At 57.8% G+C, this 15,630-nt stretch carries 11 protein-coding genes and 2 pseudogenes; 8 read left to right on the top strand and 5 right to left on the bottom strand.

All coding sequences use genetic code 11. From position 1 onward, the window contains the following. The first annotated feature begins 167 nt into the window (after window positions 1-167). The 4 genes from AC6I6S_RS16035 to AC6I6S_RS16020 all read left to right on the top strand — a co-directional run bounded on the left by AC6I6S_RS16035 (window position 168) and on the right by AC6I6S_RS16020 (window position 5,620). A complete protein-coding gene (locus AC6I6S_RS16035; RefSeq protein ID WP_497951584.1) occupies window positions 168-1,502 on the top strand; it encodes an aminotransferase family protein in 1,335 nt (444 codons plus the stop codon). Between the two features lie 187 nt (window positions 1,503-1,689). After that, window positions 1,690-2,640, top strand: coding sequence for an ABC transporter permease (locus AC6I6S_RS16030; protein ID WP_497951582.1), 951 nt, complete (start codon window positions 1,690-1,692; stop codon window positions 2,638-2,640). Then, window positions 2,637-3,557, top strand: a complete 921-nt coding sequence (locus tag AC6I6S_RS16025; RefSeq protein ID WP_497951580.1) for an ABC transporter permease — start codon at window positions 2,637-2,639, stop codon at window positions 3,555-3,557. The genes AC6I6S_RS16030 and AC6I6S_RS16025 overlap by 4 nt, the downstream gene beginning before the upstream one ends. A gap of 2 nt (window positions 3,558-3,559) precedes the next feature. Further along, entirely contained in the window at window positions 3,560-5,620 is a 2,061-nt protein-coding gene (locus AC6I6S_RS16020; RefSeq protein WP_497951578.1) for a dipeptide ABC transporter ATP-binding protein, read from the top strand. A gap of 207 nt (window positions 5,621-5,827) precedes the next feature. Here AC6I6S_RS16020 and AC6I6S_RS16015 read toward each other — a convergent pair whose 3' ends face one another. Then, the gene (locus AC6I6S_RS16015) at window positions 5,828-6,865 is read right to left on the bottom strand and encodes an AI-2E family transporter (protein ID WP_497951576.1); all 1,038 of its coding nucleotides are present in this window, start codon (window positions 6,863-6,865) and stop codon (window positions 5,828-5,830) included. 261 nt (window positions 6,866-7,126) lie between these two features. On the opposite strand from AC6I6S_RS16015, the gene AC6I6S_RS16010 reads away from it, so the two are divergent. Together AC6I6S_RS16010 and tnpA are read left to right on the top strand one after the other, a co-directional pair. After that, on the top strand, window positions 7,127-8,023 hold the full coding sequence (locus AC6I6S_RS16010; RefSeq protein ID WP_497951574.1) for a hypothetical protein: 897 nt from the start codon (window positions 7,127-7,129) through the stop codon (window positions 8,021-8,023). 298 nt (window positions 8,024-8,321) lie between these two features. Then, window positions 8,322-8,489 (top strand): annotated as a pseudogene (tnpA, locus tag AC6I6S_RS16005) (IS200/IS605 family transposase); the annotation flags it as partial. Window positions 8,490-8,558: 69 nt separating this feature from the next. Here tnpA and AC6I6S_RS16000 read toward each other — a convergent pair. Next, window positions 8,559-8,759 (bottom strand): hypothetical protein, encoded by a 201-nt coding sequence (locus AC6I6S_RS16000; protein ID WP_497951572.1) that lies wholly within the window; start codon window positions 8,757-8,759, stop codon window positions 8,559-8,561. Window positions 8,760-9,601: 842 nt separating this feature from the next. On the opposite strand from AC6I6S_RS16000, the gene AC6I6S_RS15995 reads away from it, so the two are divergent. Beyond that, on the top strand, window positions 9,602-10,033 hold the full coding sequence (locus AC6I6S_RS15995) for an ester cyclase (RefSeq protein ID WP_497951571.1): 432 nt from the start codon (window positions 9,602-9,604) through the stop codon (window positions 10,031-10,033). A 412-nt stretch (window positions 10,034-10,445) separates the two neighbouring features. After that, window positions 10,446-11,186: a CPBP family intramembrane glutamic endopeptidase gene (locus AC6I6S_RS15990; protein ID WP_497951570.1), complete on the top strand. Its 741-nt coding sequence runs from the start codon at window positions 10,446-10,448 to the stop codon at window positions 11,184-11,186. Between the two features lie 44 nt (window positions 11,187-11,230). On the opposite strand, the gene AC6I6S_RS15985 is transcribed toward AC6I6S_RS15990, so the two are convergent. The 3 genes and pseudogenes from AC6I6S_RS15985 to AC6I6S_RS15975 form a co-directional block, all read right to left on the bottom strand. Next, window positions 11,231-12,514: a magnesium transporter gene (locus tag AC6I6S_RS15985; protein WP_497951569.1), complete on the bottom strand. Its 1,284-nt coding sequence runs from the start codon at window positions 12,512-12,514 to the stop codon at window positions 11,231-11,233. 67 nt (window positions 12,515-12,581) lie between these two features. Continuing rightward, window positions 12,582-13,115: pseudogene (locus AC6I6S_RS15980) on the bottom strand (RNA-guided endonuclease InsQ/TnpB family protein); the annotation flags it as partial. Between the two features lie 24 nt (window positions 13,116-13,139). Beyond that, complete coding sequence (locus tag AC6I6S_RS15975; RefSeq protein WP_497951567.1) at window positions 13,140-14,483, bottom strand: RNA-guided endonuclease InsQ/TnpB family protein; 1,344 nt, start codon at window positions 14,481-14,483, stop codon at window positions 13,140-13,142. Between the last annotated feature and the right edge of the window lie 1,147 nt (window positions 14,484-15,630).

Raw genomic sequence — 15,630 nt, 5'->3', positions numbered from 1 at the left:
CTGTCTACGAACCCTAATAAGGCTTCTGAAAAACTGAATAATATCCATTCCACCGAGCTTTCTCACGTACTAGTTACCGCAAGTGGATAGTTCGTCGAAGAATATCCAGTGAAACCCATCCAGGGATAAATATTAGTCAAGGCAGAGAGAACAGGGGAAGCAGACACATGGCGACTGGTGACACGACGACAGATCTCAACGAAATCGAGGCCCTCGATAAGGAGTACGTCTTCGGAACGTGGGCATATCAGAGCGAGGTGATGCCAACACAGATCGTCGGAGGTGACGGAGCAACCTTCACCGGTGCCGACGGGAGCAAGTACATCGACTTTTCCGCACAGCTCATGTGTTCGAACCTCGGACACTCGGCGGACGGAGTTTCGGAGGCGATCGCCGAACAGGCCGAGAACGGCGCGTACTTCGCTCCTGGGTTCGCAACCGAAGCCCGGGCTAAACTCGGCGAAAAACTCGCCGAAGTAACGCCCGGAAACCTCTCGAAGACGTTCTTTTCGACGAGCGGGACCGAGGCTATCGAAGCGGCGATCAAGATTGCCAAGTTCTACACGGGTAAGGACAAGATAATCTCCCGGTATCGGTCCTACCACGGGGCGACTGCCGGTTCGATCAGCGTCACCGGGGACCCGCGTCGACTCCACGCAGAACCCGGCATTCCGGGCATGATCAAAGCTCCCGATCCCTACGCGTACGGATCGACGCTCGATCCGATGGAGAGCGTCGAGTACATCGACGAGATGCTGATGCTCGAGGGAGACACCGTTGCTGCAGTCCTCGTGGAACCGATCGTCGGTTCGAACGGCATACTCGTCCCGCCCGCGGAGTATCTTCCACGCCTCAAGGAGATTGCACACGACCACGGAGCCCTGCTCATCTGTGACGAAGTGATGAGTGGATTCGGGCGAACTGGAGAGTGGTTTGGGAGCGACGTGTACGACGTCACGCCGGACATTATGACGATGGCGAAGGGGCTCACTGGCGCATATATGCCGCTCGCGGCGACGACCGTCACGGACGAAATCGCCGCCCACTTCGAGGACAATATGTTCACCCACGGACACACGTACGCCGGTCATCCCGTCGCCTGTGCAGCCGGACTGGCGGCCATCGAGACGTACCAGGAAGAAAATCTCATCGCCAGAGCCGATGACCTAGGAGAATACCTGGGCAAGCGCATCGAGGACCTCGCAGCGGACCACCCGAGCGTCGGAGATACCCGTGGTATCGGGCTCTTCCACGGTATCGAACTCACTAAGCGGTCCGATCAACGCGATCCCTTCGGAGTCCGAGAAGACAAACTATCGAAGGGGACCACCGTCGTTGACGAGGTTGCCGCGGCCGCCATGGAGAACGGAACCTACGTCGCAAACATGATTAACACGCTGATTATCGCCCCATCACTGACCATTAGCCGGGACGAAATCGATGCGGCGATCGACACACTCGATGTCGCACTCGAGGTTTCCGACGCCGCGATGGAGGCGTAAGGAGAAGTTCAACTATGTTGGGGAACACAGACAGAGTCGACGTAAGTTCATATTAGACCAATATGCAGAACAATGTCCAACATGTGCCAGGAATTTGCGGACCTGTCATAACAGTTAAGAAGTCATGCGAAAACGTCCCACCCATGCTTTTGGGGACGAGTAACGGGGAGGTGTTTCGACCGATCACATGAATTTTCTCCGTTATATACTGGTGCGAACACTCCAAACGATTCCCGTGTTAGCGGGTGTTTCAGTGGTCGTATTCATCATCGTCCAGGCAGCGCCGGGAGACCCGGTCGTCAATATGTTGGGCATTCAAGCAACCGAAGAAAACATCGCGGAGCTAGAGGCCCAACACGGTCTCGACGAACCACTATACATCCAGTATTTCGTGTGGTTATCCAACGTCTTGCAAGGTGATTTCGGTCGGTCGTTCGTCCACGACCAGGCCGTCTCACAACTTATTTTGAGCCGGCTTCCTGCGACGCTGTTCCTCGCAGTGGTATCGATGTGTATTGCAACCGTCATTGCGATCCCCGCCGGGATGGTGAGCGCGATCCGTAAGGGGAGTTCGACCGACTTCGCCGTTACGATCGGTGCGCTGTCAGGCGTCTCGATTCCGAACTTCTGGCTTGGACTGATCCTGATCATGGTGTTCGCTCAATCGCTCGGCATCTTTCCCGCCGGCAACTACGTCTCACCGATGGACAATCCAACCGAAGCGCTCAGAAGCGTCTTTCTCCCGGCGATAACGGTCGGAACCGCGTACGCCGCCCTGTTGACAAGACAGACCCGCTCCGCCGTCTTGGAAAACCTTCGCGCTGACAACGTCCGGATGGCAAAAGCGAAAGGACTCCCGACCCAGCGAATCCTGACGTTCCACGTGCTGAAGGCAGCGTTACTTCCCGTCATCACCGTTGCCGGGCTACAGTTCGGCTATCTGCTTTCGGCGACGGTCGTCATCGAACAGGTGTTTGCCTGGCCTGGAATGGGGCGGCTCATCTGGTTCGGCGTCTTACAGCAGGACTACCCGACCGTCCAAGGAACCGTACTCGTCGTCGCAGCGTTGTTCGTCTTGATCAACCTCCTCGTCGACATCACCTACAGCTACCTCGATCCACGGGTGAGTGCTGCATGAGCGAATCATCATCCGAGCCGGCACAAAGCAACCGCTGGGATCGCCTGCGCCGATTCCTCCGGAGCTTTGGGGCCCATCGACTCGCAGTTGCCGGACTCGTCGTCGTCGCCGTCGTTCTCGTCGTCGGCATCCTCGCGTTCATCGACGAACAGCTATTCGGTGGCACCCTCATCGAGCGGCTCGTAAACAGCCCGAGCGATACGGGGAACCAACCGCTCGAGGGACCGAGTCGAGACCACCCCTTCGGCACCGATGAGCTGGGACGAGACGTCCTCGCACGGACGATTTCAGGGGCAAAAGTCTCCGTTCAGGTGGCGCTCACGGCAGTCTCCGTAGCGGCCGTTATCGGCTCGATTCTCGGTGTTCTGGCCGGGTACGCGAAAGGCTACACCGAGACGATGATCATGCGGTTAGTCGACGTCCTGCTCGGCTTTCCGGCGCTGATTCTCGCGATCGGTGTCGTTGCCGCACTCGGTTTCTCCCTGCAGAACGTGATCATCGCCCTCGGTATCGTCTACGTGCCGCAGTTCACCCGAATCGCCCGCAGTAGCGCACTCTCGGTAACCGAAGAGGAGTACGTCGAAGCCGCGGAGGCACTCGGCTACTCGCGGCGACACATCCTCTTTCGGGAGGTTCTCCCGAACTGTCTCTCGCCGCTCCTAGTTCAGGCGTCGCTGCTCATGGCGTTCGCCATCATCGCCGAGGCCTCGCTCTCGTTCCTCGGACTCGGCGTCCAGCCACCACAGGCCTCGTGGGGACAGATGGTCGCCGACGGCAGTAGTTACATGAGCAACGCCCCCTGGATAACGGTCTTCCCGGGTATCGCAATTTTCGTCACTGTGCTCGGGTTCAACCTCGTCGGTGACGGACTGCGCGACGCGCTCGATCCACACGAAAACGCTGAACGGAGGTTCTAACGATGGCTGATGATCCACTACTCACGGTCGAAAATCTGACGACAGAGTTCGCAACGAGTGATGGCGGTATCCGAGCGATCGAAGACGTGAACTTCACGCTCGAGCGCGGGGAAACGTTCGGCATCGTCGGTGAAAGCGGGTCGGGAAAGAGCGTCACCGCCCACTCGATCATGCAGTTGCTCGATGACAATGGACGAATCGCCTCCGGATCGGTACGGCTCAATGGCACCGAACTCACGACGATGTCCGACACGGAATTGCAGTCGGTCCGCGGCTCGGATATCGCAATGGTGTTCCAGGACCCGATGACCTCGCTGACCCCGGTGTTGACCGTCGGGACCCAACTCATCGAAACGCTTCGCCATCATCGAGACCTGAGCAAATCCGAGGCGAAAAAAACCGGGATCTCGCTCCTCGAGCAGGTCCGCTTGCCGGACCCCGAAGCAGCGTTCGACGCCTATCCACACGAACTCTCCGGCGGCCAACGCCAGCGGGTCCTAATCGCGATCGCCATCTCCTGTGAACCCGATGTGTTGATCGCTGACGAACCGACGACGGCCCTCGACGTCACGATCGAAGCACAGATCCTCGACTTACTGGAGGAGCTACGGGAGACGCACGATCTGAGCGTCGTCCTGATCACCCACGACCTCGGCGTCGTCGCCGAATCCGCTGACAGAGTGGGTGTGATGTACGCCGGCCGAATCGTCGAGTTCGGCCCGACCGACCGACTATTCACGCAGCCTCGTCATCCGTATACCGCCGGCCTCCTCCAGTCGATGCCACGACTCTCCGAGCGAACCCCGACAATTCTCGAGGGAAGCGTCCCCCAGCCGGGTTCGCGACCGAACGGCTGTAACTTCGCCCCTCGCTGTGCGTACGCCACTGATGCCTGTTACGACGGCGATCCACCACTCGAGCCCACTGACGAATCAGCTACGCAGTACAGCGCGTGCGTTCGAACCGACGAAATCGGCATACTCGATCCACTCCCGGAGCCGGGAACGACGGACGGTTCCACCGCCGAAACCGGAAACACCCTGCTCGAAATCGACGACGTTAGAAAGGAGTTCGACACGTCATCGTCGTTTCTCGATCGCGTCCTGCCGAAGGGAACGCCGCCCGTTCAGGCCGTCGACGGCGTCAGTCTCTCGCTTCACGAGGGTGAAACCGTCGGTCTCGTCGGCGAAAGCGGCTCCGGAAAAACCACCCTCGGGCGACTCTGTATCACTCTCGAGGAGTTAACCGACGGCGAAATCTACGTCGATGACGTTCCGCTGTCGGAAACGCCGGATCAGGAACTGCGCCAGCGAATTCAGTTCGTCTTCCAAGACCCCAGTTCGTCACTCAACCCACGCCAACGGATCGGCCGTATCCTCGAGTACGCCGTTCGGAAACACGCGATGCTCGAGGGCGATGAAACCGTCACGGATCGAGTCATCTCGCTGCTCGAGGAAGTCGGTCTCGACAATGACACCCGCCACAGCTATCCACACGAACTGTCCGGCGGCCAAAAACAGCGAGTGGGAATCGCCCGCGCGTTGGCCGTCGATCCGGACGTTTTGATCGCGGACGAGCCGACCAGCGCCCTCGACGTGAGCGTGCAGGGTCAGATTCTCGCCCTGCTCGAGCGCATCAAAGCCCGTCGCGGACTCTCGATGCTGTTCATCAGCCACGATCTATCCGTGATCAGACAAGTGTCCGATCGGGTTGCGGTACTGTACCTCGGGCGGATCGTCGAAACCGGCGATGCCGAAGCGTTGTTCGAAGACCCCAAACATCCCTACACGGAAGCGCTCTTGAGTGCGATACCGGACCCTGATCCACGACGCTCGAGCAGCCGGATCATTCTCGAAGGCGAGATTCCCGATCCGAAATATCCACCGAAGGGGTGTAACTTCGTCACCCGGTGTCCCGAAGCAATGCCAGAGTGCCACGAGCGCGATCCCAAACTCGCTGCAGTTGAGGAAAACGCAACTGAATCTGACGCCGTCCGACAGGCAGCCTGCCTTCTCCACTCGGATCGGACCCGAAACGAGGTCGGGCAACTCACATCCAATTGACGCTGGTGCGAGATTTTCCACTTCGAGCACCCCTCGTTTCCGCTCTAGACTCCGACTATGCCGCATTTCTACGCTGAGTTCGGAAGACCGTATTTTCAAAGCGATATAGAAACGGTGGAAAGATCAGATCAATAATAAGGGATAGACACCGTAGTCGTTTACAGGGATAACAGGAGAAAGCCCACGGCTTCAGCCGTGTGGAGGATGTCAAGCCGCCTCAGGTCCGGCCCACTCCTCGATGAAGAGATCGACCGTAATCTTGGCCGCCCCGAGGATCACGGGGCCGATGAACAGGCCGATGGCACCGAAGACGGCGACGCCACCGAAGATGCCGACGACGATGACGGCGGCGCTGAGGGCTCCGCTCTTTCCGATGATCGCCGGTCGAAGGTACATATCCGAGGCGCTGACGAGTGAGCCGTAGCCCACCAACAGAAGCGCCGCCAGCGGCCGGCCGACGGCGACGAGATAGATCGACACCGGGAGCCAGACGCCGAAGGCACCGATCAGCGGGAGCAACGCGAGCACGAACGTTGCCACCGTCAGAAAGACGACGCCCGGCACGCCGAGCACCCACAGCCCGAGTCCGAGCAACACCGCCTGGATGGCCGAGACGAGGACGTTCCCGACGACCGACGCCCACATCAGCCGGTCGAGTTCGGCGACCAGCTCGCCCGTGGCGTCGTCGCTGATGGGAACGACGGTCCGGAGCCAACCGACGAGGCGCTCGCCGTCACGAAGCAGCCCAAAGAGGACGAACAGCGTCACCGTGAGCCCGAACGCGATCGCGGGGATGCCGCCGACGATCTCGAGCGTGCCGGTCACGAGCCCGTGCAGTCCGTCGTCGATCCGCGCCTGGTTCGCCTCGTAGACGGCGATCGCGTCGGCGAACTCGAGGTCGTAACCGAAGCCAGCAAGCTGTTGCTGGAACGCGATCGGATTCAACCCCTGTTGCTGGACGGTCGTCGCGAGCTCTGCGGCCTGCCTGATCGCGATGATAACGATGTAGAGCACCGGCAAAATGACGACGAGCAGTGACGCACTCACGAGCGACAGCGCAGACGCCGTCGGGCTTAGCACCCGCTCGAGTGACAGTTGCAGCGGCGCAAGGACGTACGCAAGGACGATTGCGAGCAAGATGTACTGCAGGTACGGGAGGATGAGAAGCACCGCGAGGAGGGTACTTGCCAGTGCGAGGACGGCGAGTGCAGACTGTTCGGTGAGCCCCTGAGTCGATCCGGCCATGCCGTACCTGTTTCGCGCCATCGGCAAAGAGCGTATCCCGTTGCCGGCTACCCAGGAGTTAACTCGTGGGCTTGCCCGTGGACTTCTGCCTCGAATCCGTACCGACAACCAACACATTCCTCCCAAGATCACGATATGTTCCATCGAACGACGACCCCCTACTCTCTTTCCTAACAGCACAACAGCCGTGAATGCCTCCGATTCCAGAAGTTATAAGCAGTGGATATGCATATGTCCAGATATGACGGAATGTTGGTGAATATGACGACTCCGTCGGAACACGGTTTGCAGGGAACACACATGGACGACTCACCGAACGACGATACGAAGCAGTCGAATAGTAACAAAACGCAGTCGCGTCGCTCCCTTCTGTTGGGGCTGTCGGGTGCCCTGACAGGCGGCCTCCTCGTCGGCGGGCGGCCCGCGACGGCAGACGAAGCGGTGTGTCCAACCGGGACTACACGTGACTCGTTTCAGATTCAGCGCGATACGGCATACGAGACGACAGTTTTCGTCAACGAAGCGGCGCTCGTCGGCCCGACGGTCGTCGTCATCGGTGGGATCCACGGCAACGAACCGGCCGGCGCGATCGGCGCTCACCACGTGAACGAGTGGGAGTTCAACTGTGGTAGACTGATCGTGATTCCGGAGGCCAACGCCGTCGCCCTCGAGCAGGGTACCCGGAACAGTCCAGCGGGAGACCTCAACCGCCAGTTCCCCCCGGGCGAGACCCCACACACCGCGCTCGCACGCGAGCTGTGGGACGTGATCGTCGGTTTCGATCCCGACGTCGTGATCGATCTCCACACCTCGCGTGGGATCTGGCAATCAGACGAAGAACCCGGTGGCTACGGCCAGGCGATTTTCACCACCCAGGTCGAACCCGCCCCCGACGCCGCCCGACAGACGACCGACTACCTGAACGATCAGTACGTCGATGCGTCCTACCCCGACAGCTATCAGTTCAGGTCCACCGCGTCGATCTCCGGCGACCGGCCGCTGTTGGTCCACAAAGTCGCCGCGGAACTCGAGATTCCGGGCTACATCACGGAAGCAACGCGCTACAACACACCACTCGAAACGCGAGTTACGTGGACGAAAGCCATGGCGGCGAGGCTGCTGGCTGAACACGGGATCGACGCCCAGTACGAGCGTTGACATGAACTGCTATGAATACCGTGAGATGCCGTCCCCGAACCAGAAGGGGAAGTGAACCAGCGGTGGTTCGCACGGCGATGATATGGTATTCGATGGGGCCTCATTGACCGGGCCACAGCCCTATACGAGGAGTTCCCCCGGTGTGTCGCCGGTTCCCTCTGAGTGCGGGTTGGAACCTCGAACGCCACACCCAGCGGAAATCCGATGGTCGGATTCCACGTCCTTCAGGGCGTGAACCGCCTCGGGGTCAAGCCCCGAGGCTTCTTCCCGTGGTTTAATCAGATACTCCCACCTGACCACCGTCAAGAGCATCACAGCACGGGAGATGTGGGAACAGCACGAATCGTTCTTGGAGAGCTACTTGTGGGGTGGTGGGTTCTGGGAAAAGTCGTACTACGTTGGGACGGCAGGTACAGTGTCGAGCGAGACGATTGAACAGTATATTGAGCGAACGGAACACGTTTAGCGGGACTTACGGCCTTCACCCTCGGGGCTTGACCCCGAGGCACTCGGCCTGCTTTTTCTGTAGAGGAGGTCAATACACAGCAGTCGCTTCGTCTTCGAGTTCGGTTTCCGCCGAGTTCCGATGACTGGACACCCAGGTGCTCAGGGTCACCGACACCCCAGTCAGGAGGCCGATCCGCATCCCGAGTTGCTTCCCGCCAACCACACTGGCGACGGCAGTCGCAACGATAAACGCAACGAGACCACTCAGGAGACTGTCTTTCAGAGCCATAATTTCACTATTTCAGGTAGGAGCAAAGGACTATCGGCTGAGAACCAGCCATATACCTTGCAAACGGTGGTCGTGATTTCTCGGGAGTGACGGGTCTAGATGACTCTCCCCTCAGAGTCGGTCACGTCGTTGCTGACAATAGTCGGGTAGTCGTGGAGTCTCTGCAAGATACAGAGCGCGAATGCACCACGAGATTTCGCTCGGTTTGTGAAGCCTGTAGTCGTTCAGTACGGCTGAAATTTTGGTGATGAAGTCGTGGTGTATACCAAGTGAACTACTCCGCCCTACCGCGCTCGGGCCTACCCGACCCTCGCTTGTTGAGGACAGAGCTTCCTGTTTCTGTGTCGGAACTTGCAGGAACAAGTCCCACAGCGTCCACGAGAGCGCCGCTCTCGTGCGGCCCGGCAGAACCTCCGGTTCTGCGGACGGTTCCAGACTCCACAGGCGATTTCCCTTTACAGGTGGTTCGGAGTGTCCCACTCCTACCGAATCGACACCCGATCACAACCGACGATGCACGCTTTTTGTTGCGTTTGAACAACGCCAGAAGCGTGGTGAGCATCTACTATCCTCTTCAACCGCCGGGGCAGTAAGGATGCCGATTCACACGAAAACACGACGTGCAGGCTCTGTATCCCCTCCCTGCTCGAGTCTCTCGGTGGTTGGCAACCACTATATAAACTGTTTGCAGTTGAACAACTGGATTCACTGACGAAGATTCCCTCTATTCGCCATATAATTCCACCGTCGTGTACTAAGTAATTTGCCGTGGTGAGTAATCAGTGCGCTTGATCGCAGGCGGCCTCAGGCGTCGGTCAACGGCGGAACAAAAGTGAGACATAATGGCATCAGAACTCGAAGGAACCAACAGAGCGGCAACGCAGCGCATTTGGGAAATTATCGAAAATGACGACCTCGATACGCTCGACGAAGTGCTGGCCGAGGACGTCGTCCTGCGCCAGCCCGGTGAAGAGGAGATTCGCGGGATCGACGGGTACAAAGAATCCATCCAGAGGTACAAAAAGGCGTTTCCCGATATGACCGTCGATGTGCACGATATGTTCGTCGACGATGACGTCGTCATCACCCACTTTACCTTGAGCGGCACGCACGAGGGAGATCTCAAAGAGATCGAAGCGACCGGCAACACCGTTGAGAGCTCCGGGATGACCATCAACCGGTTCGAGGACGGGAAGGCGGTCGAGGACATCAACTACTGGGATAATCTCGACTTCTTACAGCAGCTCGGCGTGATGGAGCAGCCGACTGGCTGAAAGCTCACTCTCTCCACTTCAACCCACTCGTCCAATCCCGTGCGATTATCCATCACTCGAGCCACCTCGAAGCCCAGTTCCGGACACCACGGTCGAACTCTTCGAGCAGAGCGATCACTGTCTACCATTCGAACCGCGTGAGCGATTCAATAGGTGGTGAGCCAGTTCATCAACTCACTGTGAGCGATACGCAACTCTACTGACCATCTGATTCAGCACCAACCGCTTGAAAAACGAGGACGGTTTGTTGCATCAATCCTCTGTATTCAGCAGCAGATCTTGGCAGAAACTCGGTAGTTCGAACAGGTTCTGCTGAATAGAAGGCGCGAATGTTGCACGAGCCGGCTCGAAACGGATCACGTCTATCAACAACAGCAACGATAAATACTGGATAGGTGTCCTATCAGTCACTGTGGGAGAATCAGAGCAGGTAACGGACTCACCAACGACGATCGACAGCGGAAGGGCAAAGATCCGAGCTATCAGTGTCGCCATCGGACTCACTATCCTGGCGCTGGTCCTCTCGGCCGTCGTTGGCGTCCTCTTTGCCGTTCCGCTATTTGCGATGGGGTTCGATATCGAAAGCACGGTCGTCCTCGTCACCCTCCTCCTTGGGGGGCAGATTGGTTTCTTCGCCGCTGGGTATCTGTACGTCCGCCGCTACGGACTCGCGGTTCGTATTGCCCGAATCGACCGACGTGACCTTTCATATGCCGCTAGCGGAACGATTGTGGCACTCATATTCGCAACCGTTGCGAGCGTCGTGCTGGACTCACTCGGTTTCACACCCGAGTCCACCCTTGAAGGGTTCGTTACGGCCGATCCACTGGTTCTCATTTGGCTCGCTCTTTTGTCGATCATCGTGGTGGCGCCGGCCGAGGAGTACCTGTTTCGTGGCGTGATCCAAGGCCGGCTCAAAAATACATTCGAGCCAGCGAGTGCAATCCTCGTTGCGAGTTTGCTGTTCGGATCGATGCACTTCGGGAATTGGGTTGGGTCGCTTGGTACCGTCGTCGGTTGGGCGATGCTCATCACTGGTGTTGGTGTCATCATGGGTATCCTCTACGAACGAACGAACAACCTCACTGTTCCGATCATCGCCCACGCGGTGTACAATTTCTTCCTCTTCACTGTTGGCTACTTGCTACTGTAAGTGACTCTGTCGCATGTATTGAAATCCTATTATTCAGAATGGAGTCACAACAGGACTGCTTGGGCTAATCCGAGGAAGACGAAAAAGCCCAGCACATCAGTCGCCGTAGTGATGAAGATCGTCGCAGACGTGGCCGGATCGTATCCCACCCGGTCGAGCAACAGCGGCGTAATGGCACCGAAAAAGCCCGCGATCACGAGATTTGCGACCATCGAAATGCCAATGACGGCCCCGAGTAAGAGGCCGAACTCACCGAACGAAAAGGCGATAGCGATCACGGCGACGAGCACACCGGTAATCGTTCCATTGACGGCACCGGCAACGACTTCGTTGAAGATGACACGCTTGCCGGTGTTGAGTGACACCTCACCGAGTGAAATCCCACGAACCGTGACCGCCATCGCCTGTGTGCCAGCATTTCCACCCATCCCGGCGACGACCGGCATGTATGCTGCCAAGATGGCGACGGCAGCGATGGTTGCCTCGAACAGCCCAACGACCGCTGCAGCCATAAACGCCGTTCCGAGGTTGAGGATCAACCACTTATACCGTCGCCGTACCTTCGTTCCCGGACCGTCGAGAACACTCTCTTCTTCAGCGACGCCAGTGAACTCGTAGAGCGTTTCACCTCGCGCCTCTTCGAGCAGCCGCAACAAGTCCTCGGCGTGGATCACTCCGAGGATGTCTTCCTCTTCATCGAGTACGGCAACGGAACGCTCGCGGTTTTGCTTGAATACCTCAAGAACCTCCTCGTCATCGCGATCGTACCGAACATGCGGTGTCTCCTGGATGTAGTCGCTGATCGTCTCGGTTTCAGGATCGGCCACGGACAGCGCTGCTCCAGGGAGTTCGCCTTGTAATTCTCCATCTTCAGTAACGAAAATCGTCGGAACCTGTCCCGTTCTCTGTTCGAACCGACGAACGCGTTCGATCACTTGCGGGAAGTCCCGCGTTTCATCGACAGTGACGTAATCGAGGCTCATCACCCCGGCTGCACTTTCAGGGTCAAACGAGAGTAAGAAGTCGATTTTCTCGCGACGCTGGCTATCGAGCGTTGCGAGCAGCGCCGCACGTGTCTCTTCGTCAGTGTACCCGAGAACGTCCGTCACCTCGTCCGGATCAAGCCGGTCGATAAACCTCTCCATCTCCGACCGACTCATGTTAGTTACGAGGTGTTCTTTCACGTCTTCGGTAAGTGAGAAGAACACGTTCCGCCACTCGTTCCGTGGTAAATCGGTAAACGGATCCGATGGCTCCGGATCCATCGCAATTGCTTCCTGTATTTCCGTAGAATTCTGAGTCATATACGGAGTATATAAGTCGAGCATTAAATCATGACCGATTGCGCTACCGTGAAAAGACGCTATCGGCAGGGTTGCTGTGAACTACCCCACCCTACTCGCTCACGGCTGACGCCGTTCGCCCCTTGAGGGTAGGGCTTCCTGCTTCCACGACGCGCTTTGCAGACACAGGTGTATCCACAGGGAGCGCAGTCTCCACAGGCGTTCGAAAATCGCGCAGCGATTTTCGCAGCCCATCAGAACCGGACGGTTCTGAGGACGTTGATTCGGAGTATCCCACTCCTACATCTTCGAGGCCGCGAGAAAGAATGTTCCACGCCGCATTCGCGTCCCTGTCCGCCTCAAACCCGCAGGCAGGACAGGAGTGTTCACGGACCCACAACGGTTTTTCCGTCGAGACACCACATGATGCGCACTCCTTGGTCGTCCCTCTCGGGTTAACCGCCACGAACTGCGTCCCCTCTCGCTTGCACTTGTATTCAAGCAACGAGAGGAACGTCTGCCACGCGGCAGAGGCGGTGTTGCGGCTGTTCGACGGGGATTCCATCATCCCCTTCATGTTCAGGTCTTCGACCGCCACGAGGTCGCACTCCCGGGCGTAATGACATCCTCCCCGTCGTGAACGACGGGGTTTCCTCCGCGGGAGTCTCGGCTATGCCGATTCCTCGGAGGCAACATTCCCGTCGCGGTGGACGGTACTCGGGTCTGTGCGCTGTTCTTTGGGACTTTCGTGAGGGTGTGGTCTCCCCGACCATTCGTGGTCGTCCCACTCGAACCGCACGGGCCGTGCCATCGGCCTGACTGCTTTCTCTGTGTGCCGCTTCAGGAACGTTTCTGACGCTGTAAGGTCGGCGTGACCTTCGAACCCACACGGACAGGTGAGTGTGTCTTGATGCCGTGTCGTTCGGTCTGTCGAACCGCACTGTGGACACTCCTGACTCGTCCACGCTTCCGACCGTACCTCTACCGAGATACCGTATTCCTCGGCAGTACAGGCGAGTCGTTTGGTGAACTGTTTGAACGCCCAGAAGTTGTGCGTCTTGGCGTTGGTTTCGACCGACCAGTGGGTTTCCAGAACGTCGGTCAAGCCACCGATATACACTGTGTCCACGCCCTCGTCGTACAGTCGTTCGAGCAGGTCACGACACAGTGTTTCTTGAGCGTGGTCGCGGCGACGAGTTCGTTTGCGGTACAGACGCCGAATACGCTCGCTACTGTATCGGCCTTCTTCGAGTTTCGACTGGAGCCAGGCGATTTCTCGCGTCGTCTCGCGGAACCGCTGGAACAACTCGCGGCCTTCGTACAGATATTGCTCGCCGGTCGTGGTGGTACAGGCAACGAGATTGTTTGTACCAATATCCAGAGCGGCCTTCTCTGAGGCCAGTGGAGTGTCCCGTGTATCGGCAGAAACAGTCACGGGTTGCGAAGCCCTGAACGTGCAATCAGTCTCGTCGTACCACAAGTCCAACCGGCCCTGTTTCTCGTACTCGGGCCAGTTCGGGTTGCCAGTGAGTTCGAGTCGGAGACGCCCGGTGTGGTCGTATCGGTCTTTCAGTTCGCTCCCGATCAGTATTTCGAGTCGGGAACGGTCGCCCCATTCGATGGTGTATGACGTGTTGCGAATGACGATATGCAGCTTGCGTCCATCGTCTTTATTACCCCAAAACCCGGGTGTTTCGGGGTGTTCAGTGACTGATGTGTCCGACTCGTCGTGATGCTTCTTCTTGTTCTCGAAGAAGCCGCGCCACGCTTCGCTGTTCTTGCGAATCACTTGCTGGGCGGTGGATGCACCAAGTACGCCTTTGTACTTGCCTTCGAGTTGGCCTGTATCGGCGTCCCAAACATCACCACCGAAGCCGTCCTCGTCGTTGTATCGCATGAGACGTTCGTAATTGACTTCGTTCCAGAGAGCGGCGGAAGCGTCCAACAGGTCCCGTAGCAGTTTCTCTCCACTATCGGAGAGCGGTCGCACGGCGAACGTATTGGTCCGCTTCATCGCTCATTCCAACAGACGCACTCAACTGTTGTAAAGACGACCAATCCGAGGTGAAAGTGAAAGTGAAAGTGGTGATATGGGTGCGAGACTCGGGCTGGCAGTAACGTGATGGGACGGCAACGGAGTGTACGCGATTCACGCCCGCTGAGCAAACCGAAGGTTTGCGATGCCCATCAGAACGCGTTGCGTTCTGAGGACGCCGTGAACGGCGGGACTCTCTCGCTGTTAAAAGGTAGGTCTCACGATTCGCCTCGATCGTCGTCTCGACTGCGTCCGTCATACGAGTGTCTTCAGAGCGAGGGCTATCGGTGTTCTGGTACCGTCCGTTTTGTGCCGGGTTCGGCGGGGACCGGCGGGCGAGCGCCGGGCCCGACCGCCGGGGTTCCCCCTCGAGGCACGCGGAGGCGATGCCGGTTGCGATCACGGGCAACGAGGGCGCGTGGGGCGCACGTGGGCCGACAGTGACGACGACTACGAGTATGACCAGTCGTTCGTTCTGTCCACGATGCATGTGAGTCGATGTTCCTGAACCATCGCTCAGAAAACCTCTTCGGCGACGAGATGCGGTGAGGCCCGCGTGTGAACCCAACAAGCGCCACAACCTCGATTTCTTCGAGCGTCACGGGCTCAACGCCAACCGAACGCCGAAGAGATGGGCGCCACCGAGTGCAACGCCCCCAGAAAACGCCAGAAGTTTTACCACAGTTACCCCCGATTAGTAGTTAAAATCTTGCACAATATTAATCAGAGCCGGGCCCTGTTCTGATCGATCAGACTCTAACTGAATGAAGCCCAGATACAGTCCAATAATCGTTCCAATAGTCGGAGGATACAGTTCGATCCCGGCCGCCCCCACGCCCCTGCACAATCTTACAAATAACCACATTCACCTAATGATTATCGCATAAACTTATCCAAGCAACCTGTTTCACAATATCATAGCACAATTCACCCCCTGTTGGACTAATAAATCAATATTTTAACCGTAGGACGGTAGTGTATGAAATTTACATTTCTATTCACTTCTGCGATTGAACCTATAGGTATGATTATTATTTACACAGCGTGGTCCCAGACGTCCATGATGGCGAGAAACACCCGTCTGCAGCCCCCGTCACCGCTGCGGTCTCGTTTTAACGATCGTGAA

It is taken from the genome of Natrononativus sp. DTA114 (assembly GCF_059736515.1).
The sequence above is the reverse complement of the archived record's forward strand: the minus strand, read 5'-3'. Positions and strand labels throughout refer to the sequence as shown.